The sequence below is a fragment of the Thiothrix winogradskyi genome, assembly GCF_021650935.1.
Classification (GTDB): domain Bacteria; phylum Pseudomonadota; class Gammaproteobacteria; order Thiotrichales; family Thiotrichaceae; genus Thiothrix; species Thiothrix winogradskyi.
This window is the reverse complement of the sequence record NZ_CP091244.1, coordinates 3,041,881-3,054,194: the sequence shown is the minus strand read 5'-3', so window position 1 is coordinate 3,054,194 and position 12,314 is coordinate 3,041,881. Positions and strand designations below refer to the sequence as shown.

General features: G+C 53.7%; 10 protein-coding genes and 1 tRNA gene. 10 read left to right on the top strand and 1 reads right to left on the bottom strand.

The window, feature by feature from the left end; translation table 11 throughout:
- Positions 1-101: 101 nt before the first annotated feature.
- Positions 102-1,112 (top strand): SWIM zinc finger family protein, encoded by a 1,011-nt coding sequence (locus L2Y54_RS15250; RefSeq protein WP_236497277.1) that lies wholly within the window; start codon positions 102-104, stop codon positions 1,110-1,112.
- Positions 1,072-3,141, top strand: a complete 2,070-nt coding sequence (locus L2Y54_RS15245; RefSeq protein ID WP_236502044.1) for a DEAD/DEAH box helicase — start codon at positions 1,072-1,074, stop codon at positions 3,139-3,141. Before L2Y54_RS15250 ends, L2Y54_RS15245 begins: the two co-directional genes overlap by 41 nt.
- Before the next feature lie 6 nt (positions 3,142-3,147).
- On the opposite strand, the gene L2Y54_RS15240 is transcribed toward L2Y54_RS15245, so the two are convergent.
- Positions 3,148-3,609: a Uma2 family endonuclease gene (locus L2Y54_RS15240; RefSeq protein ID WP_236497276.1), complete on the bottom strand. Its 462-nt coding sequence runs from the start codon at positions 3,607-3,609 to the stop codon at positions 3,148-3,150.
- Positions 3,610-3,780: 171 nt separating this feature from the next.
- Here L2Y54_RS15240 and recA point away from each other — a divergent pair, with 171 nt between their 5' ends.
- The 8 genes from recA to L2Y54_RS15200 all read left to right on the top strand — a co-directional run bounded on the left by recA (position 3,781) and on the right by L2Y54_RS15200 (position 12,273).
- Complete coding sequence (gene recA, locus L2Y54_RS15235) at positions 3,781-4,836, top strand: recombinase RecA (RefSeq protein WP_236497274.1); 1,056 nt, start codon at positions 3,781-3,783, stop codon at positions 4,834-4,836.
- A 9-nt stretch (positions 4,837-4,845) separates the two neighbouring features.
- Positions 4,846-5,286: a regulatory protein RecX gene (locus L2Y54_RS15230; RefSeq protein ID WP_236497273.1), complete on the top strand. Its 441-nt coding sequence runs from the start codon at positions 4,846-4,848 to the stop codon at positions 5,284-5,286.
- A complete protein-coding gene (gene alaS / locus L2Y54_RS15225; protein WP_236497271.1) occupies positions 5,283-7,919 on the top strand; it encodes an alanine--tRNA ligase in 2,637 nt (878 codons plus the stop codon). Before L2Y54_RS15230 ends, alaS begins: the two co-directional genes overlap by 4 nt.
- Positions 7,920-7,951: 32 nt before the next feature.
- Positions 7,952-9,184 carry an aspartate kinase gene (locus tag L2Y54_RS15220; protein ID WP_236497269.1) on the top strand — a complete coding sequence of 411 codons (1,233 nt, stop codon included), beginning with the start codon at positions 7,952-7,954 and terminating at the stop codon, positions 9,182-9,184.
- Positions 9,185-9,450: 266 nt separating this feature from the next.
- Positions 9,451-9,651 (top strand): carbon storage regulator CsrA, encoded by a 201-nt coding sequence (gene csrA, locus L2Y54_RS15215; RefSeq protein ID WP_093065793.1) that lies wholly within the window; start codon positions 9,451-9,453, stop codon positions 9,649-9,651.
- A 52-nt stretch (positions 9,652-9,703) separates the two neighbouring features.
- Positions 9,704-9,794: transfer RNA gene (locus L2Y54_RS15210), tRNA-Ser, on the top strand.
- 105 nt (positions 9,795-9,899) lie between these two features.
- A complete protein-coding gene (locus L2Y54_RS15205; RefSeq protein WP_236497268.1) occupies positions 9,900-11,540 on the top strand; it encodes an NAD(P)/FAD-dependent oxidoreductase in 1,641 nt (546 codons plus the stop codon).
- Positions 11,503-12,273, top strand: a complete 771-nt coding sequence (locus L2Y54_RS15200; RefSeq protein ID WP_236497266.1) for a ferredoxin--NADP reductase — start codon at positions 11,503-11,505, stop codon at positions 12,271-12,273. Before L2Y54_RS15205 ends, L2Y54_RS15200 begins: the two co-directional genes overlap by 38 nt.
- The last annotated feature ends 41 nt before the right edge of the window (positions 12,274-12,314 follow it).

Sequence of the window (12,314 nt, the reverse complement as noted above, 5' to 3'; positions counted from 1 at the left end):
TTGTCGACAATTTTTTATTGGTAGGTTTGAGGCTTGCGTATCTGTAACGGCACGGCTACGCTTTACCCAACCAGATCCCCAGCCAAGGAAGATGTCCCACCATGAGCAGCCCTCGCGAACTTTTCTTGTTTGACAGCGAACAACTCCACGCCCTCGCCGCCGCCGATACCGTGCGCCAAGGCTTGGCTTGGTTTAAGGAAAACCGTGTTACCGGGGTAAGCCAGGAGGAGTCCCATCTGTGGGCGGAGGTGGAAGATGCCAATGGCGAGCTTTTCGGCAACGAAGTGTGGTTTGATGCTGACGGTGAAATGCACATCCAATGTGCCTGCGGTGCTGACACCCAACACGTTTGCGCCCATGTGATTGCCGCGCTCTACGCCCACGCCAGCCATAGCGGCGAACAGGCACTCTTGGGAGCGACAGAAACGGCGATCGAATGGCGGGTCAAACGTGGGCGTACCGAAGTCAAAGTCGAGCCAGTTGGCGATACTGTCTGGTTCGGTGCATGGAAAGCCGGTTCGATCACCACTGACAAGCATTTTACCCACAGCTACCGGGTCAATATCCGCTCCCTTACCCAGCGCAGTAACCATTGCACCTGCCCCGATTTCGCCACCAACCAGTTGGGGACGTGCAAGCACATCGAGGGTGTGTTGCACAAAATCAGTAAACGCCGTGATTACAGCAAGCTGAAAAAGCAGTCCGCGCCATTGTCTTACGTTTACCTCAATTGGGATGCGCCGCAGCCACCCGTGATCACCTTGCAGCGTACTTCCGAAATGGATGAGGGTTTGCGCAGTTTGTGTGTCGGGTATTTTGATGAGGCAGGGCTTTTCAAACAGCCATTGCCGGACGGTTTTTTCCGCTTTGCCGCTGTTGTGCAAGATCGTGTTGACCTTGATGTGGGCGAAGATGCACAAGGCTATGCCCGCCGTCTTGCCGAACGTGCCAGTCAGCAGCTACGGGCCCAAGATATTCGTGCCCAGATTGAAGCTTCCAGCGGGCATTTGCCGGGAATCAAAGCCAAACTGTACCCGTATCAGGTTGCCGGAGTGGCATTTCTTGCCGCTAATGGACGTGCCTTGCTGGCGGATGACATGCGGTTTGGGTAAAACTTTGCAGGCGATTGCTGCCGCCGGTTGGCTGTACCGCACCGCGCAGGCGAAAAAGGTGCTGGTGGTTTGCCCTGCCTCCCTCAAACAGCAATGGGCGCGGGAAATCGAGAAGTTTGCTGGGTTGCCTGTGCAGATTGTGCAGGGTGGGCCGGAAGCTCGCAGTGTGCAATACCGGCGTGGCGATGGCTTTTACATCCTCAACTACGAACTAGTGTTGCGTGATTTGTTGATTCTGGATGAGGCGCAACGTATCAAGAACTGGCAGACCAAAATCGCCACGGCGGTCAAACGGGTGGAATCACGCTACGCTTTTGTGCTGTCCGGTACGCCGCTGGAAAATCGCCTCGAAGACCTTTACAGCCTGATGCAGGTGGTTGACCCGCATGTGTTGGGGCCATTGTGGCGTTATTTTGCCGATTTCCACATCACTGACGAGCGCGGCAAGGTGTTGGGCTACCGTAACCTTTCTGCTTTGCGTCAACGGCTTGCTTCGGTGATGCTGCGGCGTGACCGGCGGCTAGTCAGTGACCAGTTGCCGCGCCGTATCGAACAGCGGCTGGATGTGGCGATGACCGATGCGCAACGCGGCTTGCACGATGCGGCGGTACAGGCTGCCGGTCAGCTTGCACGGCTGATGAAACGCCGCCCACTTACCCCCAGCGAACAAAATCGTTTTATGTCTGCCCTGCAACAGGCACGCATGGCCTGCAACGCAGCCGGGCTGGTGGACAAGGAAACCGAAGGTTCGCCCAAGCTGGATGAGCTAGAAAATCTTATCCAAGAATTGTGTGTCCAATCCGGTCTCAAGGCGGTGGTGTTTTCGCAGTGGGCATTGATGACTGAAATGGTGGAGCAGCGTTTGCGTCGCATGGGCGTGGGTTGTGTGCGCCTGCATGGTGGTGTGCCGACCGACAAGCGTGGTGAATTGATGGATAAGTTCCATGATGATGACGCTATCCAAGTGTTCATTTCCACCGATGCAGGTGGCACGGGTTTGAACCTGCAAAATGCAGCGGTACTTATTAACCTCGATATGCCTTGGAATCCAGCGGTGCTGGATCAGCGCATTGCCCGAATCCATCGTTTGGGGCAGAAGCAAAGCGTGCAGATTATCCTGATGGTAGCAAGCGATTCCTATGAAGAGCGGGTGACTTCACTGGTCAAAGGCAAACGTCACTTGTTCGACAATGTGATCGACCCAGATGCCAACGAAGATGTGGTTGGTGTCAGTCGCAAGCTGCTGGAAGTGCTGTCGGATGAGCTTGCCGGGGAAGCCGCACCAGCGGAGGAATGCGCCGAGGTGATGCCGGAAACGGCAGAGGCAGTCGCGTTGGAAATGCCGGAAGTTGCTGTCACGGATACCGCTGTGTCGCCTGCTATCCGGCGTGATGTGGGTGAAGATGATACGGGTGCAGCGGTGGAAGACAGCTTGCGCACCTGCATCCTCGCTATCCAGCGGCATTTTGGGCTGCGGGTGGAACGGATTCTTGGCAGTGGCGGTGGCTTGTTGGTGGTACTTGATCAGGTATCCGATGCTGACGACCAGCAAGCGGCGCAACTGGGTGGTGACATTCCGGTGGCTTTGCTTGACCCGCGTACCTTGCGCAGTTTGCAACGGTTGGGGGCTGCTTCCCCGTTGAAAGATGCCCAGCCGTATTATGATTCGGCAACAACGGTGGAAGCAGAGGAGCCACCCGTGCCGCGTTTGCTGTTGAAGGCACAAGAAAAGTTTCGTGCGGCTGAATTGCTGTTGGAGCAGGGCATGACCAATGTGCCGCTGGAATTGCTGCTGGAGACGGTGTTGAATACCGCAGCAGCACGGGGCAATCTGGAGCGTGCGCCCAAAGCGTCACAGGCGGGTGTGTGGGTGTATGCCGAAGCCGTACCAAACGGCTGGCTGGCACACGAGGAAGCGGCTTTAGTGATGCGTTCAATCGCGCTGGCGCAGGCACTGGAGTTACCCACAAGTTTGCTGGAGCAGTTGCTGGAGGATGTGCGCGGGTTTGTGGGGATGGCGGTGGCGTAAAAAAGCCTACGGTCGCGAATAATAAACCCCCGGCGGTGGCTCTTTCATATAAATCGGCGGTTCTGGCGGAGGAAACAGCACATCCCATTCCAGCAAAAAATCGGGAAACAGCGCAGACGTTTGCGTACCCTGCGTTTCTTCGATCAGCACCGTGCCATAACGCCCGCTATCGGCGCACAACTGCCACATCATCACCACCCTGTCTATCGGATGCACCACCCAATATTCCCGCCCCCCGTAGCGTTCATACAACCGCAACTTATGGATCAGGTCTTTGGAGGCAGTGGAAGGCGACAGCACTTCGATAATCCAGTCGGGCGCACCTTTGCACCCTTTGTCATGGATTTTGTTGCCATCACAAATCACGCTGATGTCAGGTTGCACCACATAACGCACTTCATCAGGCCAACGCAGGTGATCCTGATAGGTGTAACGCTGTTGTGTGTCTAATTGATAGGCAACTGACATAGGCTGTTCTCCCGATCGAGTGATGAGGCGGTTTGCTGCTGCTTCAAGCCGCTGATTATACCATAAATGCCCGACGTTCATCTTTCGGCATTGGCTTGCAGCGACTCGTTATGAAATAATCCCCGCTTTCATACCACCCACACAGAATTTACCCTTAAAAGGAGTGTCCGCATGGACGAGAACAAAAAGAAAGCCCTCGCCGCCGCCCTAGGCCAGATTGAACGTCAGTTTGGCAAAGGCACTGTGATGCGCATGGGCGACTCCAGTGCTGCCCGTGACATCGACGTGATTTCCACCGGCTCTCTGGGGCTGGACATTGCCCTTGGTATCGGCGGTCTGCCCAAAGGACGTGTCGTCGAAATTTACGGCCCGGAATCTTCCGGTAAAACTACCCTGACGCTGCAAGTGATCGCCGAATGCCAAAAAATGGGCGGCACAGCGGCGTTCATTGATGCGGAACACGCGCTTGACCCGATTTACGCGCAAAAAATCGGCGTTAACGTCGATGACTTGCTGGTTTCCCAGCCAGACAATGGCGAACAAGCCTTGGAAATCGCCGATATGCTGGTGCGTTCCAATGCGGTCGACATCGTGGTGGTCGACTCGGTAGCAGCGTTGACCCCCAAAGCGGAAATCGAAGGCGATATGGGCGATTCCCACGTCGGCTTGCAAGCACGGTTAATGTCACAAGCCCTGCGCAAACTTACCGGCAATATCAAGCGTTCCAACACATTGGTTATTTTCATCAACCAGATTCGGATGAAAATCGGTGTGATGTTCGGCAACCCAGAAACGACTACGGGCGGTAACGCGCTGAAATTCTACGCTTCCGTGCGTCTCGATATTCGCCGCATTGGTGCGATTAAGAAGGGCGAGGAAATTACCGGCTCTGAAACTCGCGTCAAAGTGGTCAAGAACAAGGTTGCGCCACCGTTTAAACAAGCCGAATTTGAAATTCTGTATGGCGAAGGTATTTCCCGCGAAGGCGAATTGGTTGACCTCGGTGTCAAGCAAGGGCTGGTCGGCAAAGCTGGCGCATGGTACAGCTACAAAGGCGACAAAATCGGTCAAGGCAAGGACAATGCCCGCAATTACCTGAAAGAGCATCCGGCTGCGGCGGCTGAAATTGAAAAAGCTATCCGCGAAGCTTGCATGAATGCGCCCGGTTTTGCTGCCACTGTTACCGAAGAAGCCGACAGCGATGCCGGTCTTGACGACGTGGTGTAATAGTTAACAATGGCTAATGGGCGGGAATGCGAAACGGTAGCGGTGCGCTTGTTGGCGCAGCGTGAGCATTCCCGCCAAGAACTTGCGCAAAAAGTGCGTCAGCGTTGCGAGTGCGATACTATCAGCCTGAACGCGCTCTTGGATAAATTGCAGTCGCTGGGTTATCTGAATGATGCCCGTTACGCGGCTGCTTTTGTCCGTTCGTCAATCTCGCGGGGGCGTGGCCCGCAGCGGATTAACTATGAATTACGTGAGCATGGCGTGGATGACACCACGGCGGCTCAGGCATTGGCAGAAGCCGATGTCGACTGGCACGATCTGGCCTGTGAACAACGGATCAAGAAATTTGGCGGGGAAATCCCGGCTGATTACAAGGAACGCGCCCGGCAATCTCGATTTCTTGCCGGGCGCGGTTTTTATACCGATGCGATTAAAGCTGCTTTCCAATGAATACTGCTGAACTCAGACAACATTTTCTCGATTTTTTCGCCAGCAAAGGCCATGAAATCCTCCCGTCCAGCTCGTTGATACCGGGCAATGACCCGACCTTGCTGTTCACCAACGCAGGCATGGTGCAATTCAAGGACGTGTTTTTGGGCGAGGATAAACGCGCCTACAACCGTGCGACGACTTCGCAGCGCTGTGTGCGGGCAGGTGGCAAGCACAATGACTTGGAAAACGTCGGTTACACCGCACGGCATCACACTTTTTTTGAAATGCTCGGCAACTTCAGTTTTGGCGATTATTTCAAACACGATGCGATTCAGTATGCGTGGGAATTCCTCACCGAAGTGCTGAAATTGCCCAAAGGCAAGCTGTGGGTGACGGTCTACGCGGAAGACGACGAAGCCTATAACATTTGGGCGCAGCAAATCGGTGTGCCAACTGATCGCATTACCCGCATCGGCGATAATAAGGGAGCACGTTACGCTTCCGACAATTTCTGGCAGATGGGTGATACCGGGCCGTGCGGGCCTTGCACCGAAATTTTCTACGATCACGGCGAACATATTTGGGGCGGGCCACCGGGAACGCCTGAAGAAGATGGCGACCGTTACATCGAGATTTGGAACTTGGTGTTCATGCAGTACGAGCGCACCAAGGATGGCGAAATGCGTCCGCTGCCGAAGCCTTCCGTTGATACCGGTATGGGCATGGAGCGTCTGGCGGCGGTGATGCAAGGCGTTCACAGCAACTACGAAATCGACTTATTCCAAACGCTGCTCAAAAAAGGTACGGAGCTGGCGAAAAATGCCGATCCGAATAGCCCATCATTGAAGGTCATTGCTGACCACATCCGTTCTTGCTCTTTCCTGATTGTGGATGGGGTGTTGCCGTCGAATGAAGGGCGTGGTTATGTATTGCGCCGGATTATTCGCCGTGCTATCCGTCACGGTTACAAACTGGGCATGGAAGCACCGTTTTTCCACAAGCTGGTACAGCCCTTGGTGGATCAAATGGGCAAAGCTTACCCTGAACTTGCCGCTGCCCAGCCATTGGTCGAACAGGCGTTGGAAAAAGAAGAACGCCGCTTTGCCGAAACCCTCGAACAGGGCATGAAGATTCTGGAAGAGGCGATTGCGGGCATGTCCGGCGACACCATTGACGGCGAAACCGTGTTCAAGTTGTACGACACTTACGGTTTTCCGGTGGACTTGACGGGTGATATTGCCCGCGAACGCAATCTCAAGCTGGACGAAACCGGGTTTGAAGCGGCAATGAATGCGCAACGCGAACGCGCCCGCGCTGCCGGTAAATTCGGCGCGGATTACGGCGACAAGCTGGATGTGAGTGGCGCAACGGCATTCCACGGTTACGAGCAATTGGCGGAAACGTCCACCATTACCGCGTTATTCCGTACTTCGGCTACGCTCAGTAACCGTGGTAGCGACGCGGTGACGAGCCTGCAAGCCGGTGATGAAGGGCGTATCGTGCTGGATCACACCCCATTCTATGCCGAATCCGGTGGTCAGGTGGGCGATACTGGCGTGTTGCACACGGGTGATGCGGTATTCCGCGTTACTGACACCCGCAAGCAGGGCGCAACGTTTATTCATATCGGCACGCTAGAATCCGGCATCTTGTCCGTCGGTGCAAACGTTGCCGCCGAAGTGGATGCCGAACGCCGTCAAGCCATCATTCTCAACCATTCCGCCACGCATTTGATGCACGCCGCACTGCGCCAAGTGTTGGGTACGCACGTTGAGCAAAAAGGCTCATTGGTGACACCCGACCGTTTGCGCTTTGACTTCTCGCAGCCTGACCCGGTTTCCGCCGAGCAAATTGCGGAGGTAGAAGCCATCGTCAACCGTGAAATTCGTGCCAATGCTGCGACTTCTGCGCAAGTCATGAACATGGAAGCTGCTAAGCAAGCCGGTGCAATGGCATTGTTCGGCGAAAAGTACGGCGATGAAGTGCGTGTTTTGAAAATCGGTTTCTCCACGGAATTATGCGGCGGTTGTCACGTTAACCGTACTGGCGACATTGGCTTGTTTAAAATCGTCAGCGAAGGCGGGGTTGCCGCCGGGGTGCGTCGTATCGAAGCTGTGACTGGCGCGAATGCGCTGGCATGGCTTGCGGAAGTGACCAGCCGTTTGGATAATGTGGCACGTTTGCTCAAATCCAATCCAGTGGAAGTGACGGACAAGCTCGATGCGATGCTGCAAAAAAGCCGCGCTATCGAAAAGGAACTGGAGCAGCTTAAAGGCAAAATGGCTTCCCAAGCCGGTTCCAACCTTGCCGATCAAGCGGTGGAAGTGGGCGGAATGCGCGTCCTCGCAGCACATCTGGAAGGGGCTGATCCCAAATCCTTGCGCGACACCGTTGACCAGTTGAAAAACAAACTGGGCAAAGCGGTGGTGATTCTCGCCACGGTAGCGGACGGTAAAGTCAGTCTGGTGGCAGGTGTCACCAAAGACGAAACCGCCAAAGTCAAAGCCGGTGATTTGCTGGGCTTTGTGGCTGCGCAACTGGGTGGCAAAGGCGGCGGTCGCCCGGACATGGCACAAGGCGGCGGCACGGATGTGGTAGCATTGCCCGCCGCGTTAGCCAGCGTACAGGGCTGGGTTGCCGAGCGGGTTTAATTTAGAAGTGTTTTGAAGGTAAACAGTAAACAATGGCACTGATCGTACAGAAATACGGCGGTACATCGGTTGGCACACCTGAGCGTATCGAGGCTGTGGCTGACCGGGTAATCCGCTGGAAACAACAGGGCAATGATGTCATCGTGGTGGTTTCCGCGATGTCGGGCGAAACCAATAAACTGGTCGCGCTCATCAACGCCATTAACCCACAAGGTTCGGAGCGCGAAAAAGACGCGATTCTGTCCACCGGCGAACAAGTCACGATTGGCTTGCTGGCGATGGCGTTGGAAAAGAAAGGTCAACCGGCGCGTTCCTACACCGGGGCGCAAGTCCGCATTTTGACCGATGATGCGCACACCAAAGCGCGTATCCGCGATATTGATGCCGACCCGATCCGCAAGGATTTGGCGGAAGGCAAAGTGGTGGTAGTAGCAGGTTTCCAAGGTGTGACCGAATCCGGCAGCATTACCACCTTAGGGCGTGGCGGTTCGGATACCACGGGCGTGGCGTTGGCAGTGGCGTTAAAAGCCGACGAATGCCAGATTTACACCGACGTGGATGGCGTTTATACCACCGACCCGCGTGTTGAACCCAATGCGCGTCACATTCCGCGCCTGACTTTGGAGGAAATGCTGGAAATGGCCAGCCAAGGCTCCAAGGTGCTGCAAATCCGTTCGGTTGAATTTGCCTACAAATATGATATGCCTATCCGTGTGCTGTCCAGCTTTGATGAATTTGGTCAAGGCAAAAGCACACTGGTCACTCGTGAGGAAGAAGTAATGGAAGAAGTCTCAGTCCGTGGGATTGCGTTTAATCGTGATGAAGCTCAATTGACGGTAACGGGTGTACCGGATCGCCCAGGGGTTGCTTACCAGATTCTGGGGCCGATTTCGGATGCCAATATCGAAGTCGATATGATTGTGCAAAACACGGGTTCTGATGGTACGACGGATTTTACTTTCACCGTCCACAAAAATGATTACATTAAAGCTAAGGCGATTTTGGAACAAACCGCTGCTGCCCTGGGAGCGAAACATTGTAAAGGGGATGAACACATTGCTAAGGTGTCCATTGTCGGGGCGGGGATGCGTTCTCATGCGGGTGTTGCCAGTAAGATGTTCAAAACATTGGCTGATGATGGTATTAATATTCGTATGATTTCTACGTCGGAAATTAAAGTCGCGGTAGTTGTCGATGAAAAATATTTGGAATTAGCGGTGCGGGTATTGCACCAAGCGTTTGGCTTAGCGCAAACCACAGCTTAATTTCTGAATAAATTGCTGAAAAAACCCACTGGGCAGAGTCTGCCTCAGTGGGTTTTTTTTGCATTAAAATGAATGCATTAGATGATTTAATTAATGTTTGTTGTATAAATAACACATTGGTAAAAATGCAACTTTTGCGCAAATAGTTAAGCCTCAGTTAAGTGCTAATATGGGATGGTTGACGCTACCAACGACTGTGATGATGCTTTAGGGGTATCACGGGGCTTTTGGGATACATAAATGCAGCAATATGGAGATTATGCGATATGTTGATTTTAACACGGAGGGTAGGGGAAACCCTCATGATTGGGGATAATATCAGCGTTACGGTCTTAGGGGTAAAAGGTAATCAAGTTCGCTTGGGGATCAATGCACCGAAGGATGTTGCCGTACACCGCGAAGAAATCTTTGAACGCATTCGGCACGAACACCTTGAGCCGTTGGCGATTGAAGAAAATGCAAATTAGGGCTTTACGTTAATCCTATTTGAAGGTATCCTTGCCGCCTTCAATCAGTACCGGAGAGGTGGCCGAGAGGCCGAAGGCGCTCCCCTGCTAAGGGAGTATGGGCCAAAAGCCCATCGCGGGTTCGAATCCCGCCCTCTCCGCCATATTCATACGTCATGTTTTTGACATGATTGTATCAAAAGCCCTTGCAGGTTATTGTCTGTAAGGGCTTTTTTGTATTAACGTTATTAGCGCACCGACCAAGCCCCATGATACGTATCACTGAATTGCGCCTGCCGCTGGAATCCCCCGCCGATGCTTTGCCTGTGGCTATTGCCGAACGTTTAGGCATTGCGACGGCTGATTTACTAAGTTTTAGCGTTTTCAAACGCGGTTACGATGCTCGCAAACGTGACGCGATTGTGTTGGTTTACACCATAGACGCTGTGCTGCCTGATGAAGCTACGCTACTGGCTAAGTTTGCCGATGACCCTCACGTTAAAATTGCCCCTGATACGACTTACCGTTTTGTGGCGCATGTGCAAGAAGCACCCGATATTCGCCCTGTTGTGGTCGGTTTTGGCCCGTGTGGTTTGATGGCAGGCTTGGTGCTGGCACAAATGGGGTTGCGCCCGATTATTCTGGAACGCGGCAAAAAAGTCCGCGAACGCACCAAAGATACCTGGGCATTATGGCGAAAAAATCAGCTTGATCCTGAATCGAATGTGCAATTCGGCGAGGGTGGTGCTGGTACATTTTCCGATGGCAAGCTCTACAGCCAGATCAAAGACCCCAAGCACTACGGGCGCAAAGTTTTGACGGAATTTGTCAAGGCGGGCGCTCCCGAAGAAATCCTCTATGTTAGCAAACCGCACATTGGCACCTTTCGCCTCGTGAAAATGGTGGAAAACATGCGGGCGCAGATCGAAGCCTTGGGCGGTGAAATCCGTTTTCAGCAGCAAGTAACCGATATTTTGATCGAAGCCGGTCAGGTGCGTGGCTTGACGCTGGCGAGTGGCGAACAATTGCGTGCTGATCAGGTGATTATGGCGTTGGGGCACAGTGCGCGGGATACGTTTGCGATGTTGCACGAGCGCGGTGTGTTTATGGAGCAGAAGCCGTTTTCCCTCGGTTTTCGGATTGAACACCCGCAAACGCTGATTGATCAGGCGCGGTTTGGTAAACACGCAGGCAATGCATTGCTGGGGGCTGCGGATTATAAGCTGGTGCATCACGCCAAAAATGGGCGCTCGGTGTACAGTTTTTGCATGTGTCCGGGCGGGCAAGTGGTGGCGGCTACCTCTGAAGTTGGGCGGGTTGTCACCAATGGCATGAGTCAGTATTCGCGGGCAGAACGCAATGCCAATGCAGGGATTGTGGTCGGCATTACGCCTAGCGATTACCCCGGCAATCCGCTGGCGGGGATGGAATTCCAGCGTCAGTGGGAATCTCGTGCTTACGAATTAGGTGGCAGTGATTATTCTGCACCGGGGCAGTTGGTGGGCGATTTCCTTAAAGGCAGAGCATCGACGCAATTGGGTTCAGTCGAGCCATCGTATCAGCCGGGTGTGCATTTGACCGATTTGGCGACCAGTTTGCCGGATTACGCGATTGAAGCGATTCGGGAAGCCTTACCTGCCTTTGAACGGCAAATCAAAGGCTTTTCGATGTATGACGCGGTATTGACCGGGGTGGAAACGCGCACGTCTTCGCCACTGCGGATGACGCGCGGTGAAGATTTGCAAAGCCTAAACGTTAAAGGGCTTTTTCCGGCTGGCGAAGGCGCGGGTTATGCTGGCGGAATTCTCTCGGCAGGCGTGGACGGTATCCGCGTCGCTGAGGCATTAGCGACTCAAATGCTGGAGGCTCACCATGACCGGAATCATTCGCACCACCTGGCACAACGCTGAAGTACTGAGCAATCAGCGTTGGACGGAGGGTTTGTTAACCTTGCGTATTCGCACCGAACCGCTGCCGTTTACAGCGGGTCAATTCGTCACCTTACGCTTGCCTATCCCTACCGCAGACGGCACGGAACTGGTGGCGAAATCCTATTCGCTAATCAATGCACCTGACGAAGAAGCGTTGGAAATTTTCTACAATATTGTCCCCAACGGCAAACTCTCCAATGCTTTAGCGCAATTGCAGCCGGGTGATAATCTGGAAATTTCGCAGCCTGCCAAAGGCTTTTTCGTGTTGGACGAAATCCCCGCCGTGCCGAATCTGTGGATGATTGCCACCGGTACAGGCTTGGGACCTTATTTGTCGATTCTCAAAACCTCGCAGCCTTGGCAGCGTTTCCAGAAAATTGTATTGGTACACGGTGTGCCGCTGGTGAATGAGTTGGCGTATGCCGAGTTGATCCAAACGTTTGTTACGCAATATCCTGAGCAATTCCGTTTTATTAGCTGTGTGACCCGCGAAGCCAATCCGCACGGGTTGGAAGGGCGGAGCACTACCCATTTAGAAGCCGGTACGCTGGAACAAACCGCTGGCACTCAGATTACCGCCGACGATACCCACGTCATGCTGTGTGGCAACCATAATATGCTCAATGATATGAAAGCCTTGCTTGCCCAACGCGGGATGCAGCGCCATTTGCGCCACAAGCCGGGGCATATCACGACAGAACAGTATTTTTAAAGTCGTAATCTGGGCGCAAGCACTGTAAAATTGATCGCTTG

Excerpts from the sequence above, each read along its gene's own strand:
- L2Y54_RS15245 (WP_236502044.1), top strand. The coding sequence starts at position 1,072 with ATGGACGTGCCTTGCTGGCGGATGACATGCGGTTTGGGTAAAACTTTG.
- csrA (WP_093065793.1), top strand. The coding sequence starts at position 9,451 with ATGTTGATTTTAACACGGAGGGTAGGGGAAACCCTCATGATTGGGGAT.
- L2Y54_RS15230 (WP_236497273.1), top strand. The coding sequence starts at position 4,846 with ATGGCTAATGGGCGGGAATGCGAAACGGTAGCGGTGCGCTTGTTGGCG.
- recA (WP_236497274.1), top strand. The coding sequence starts at position 3,781 with ATGGACGAGAACAAAAAGAAAGCCCTCGCCGCCGCCCTAGGCCAGATT.
- L2Y54_RS15250 (WP_236497277.1), top strand. The coding sequence starts at position 102 with ATGAGCAGCCCTCGCGAACTTTTCTTGTTTGACAGCGAACAACTCCAC.
- L2Y54_RS15205 (WP_236497268.1), top strand. The coding sequence starts at position 9,900 with ATGATACGTATCACTGAATTGCGCCTGCCGCTGGAATCCCCCGCCGAT.
- L2Y54_RS15240 (WP_236497276.1), bottom strand. The coding sequence starts at position 3,609 with ATGTCAGTTGCCTATCAATTAGACACACAACAGCGTTACACCTATCAG.
- L2Y54_RS15220 (WP_236497269.1), top strand. The coding sequence starts at position 7,952 with ATGGCACTGATCGTACAGAAATACGGCGGTACATCGGTTGGCACACCT.
- L2Y54_RS15200 (WP_236497266.1), top strand. The coding sequence starts at position 11,503 with ATGACCGGAATCATTCGCACCACCTGGCACAACGCTGAAGTACTGAGC.
- alaS (WP_236497271.1), top strand. The coding sequence starts at position 5,283 with ATGAATACTGCTGAACTCAGACAACATTTTCTCGATTTTTTCGCCAGC.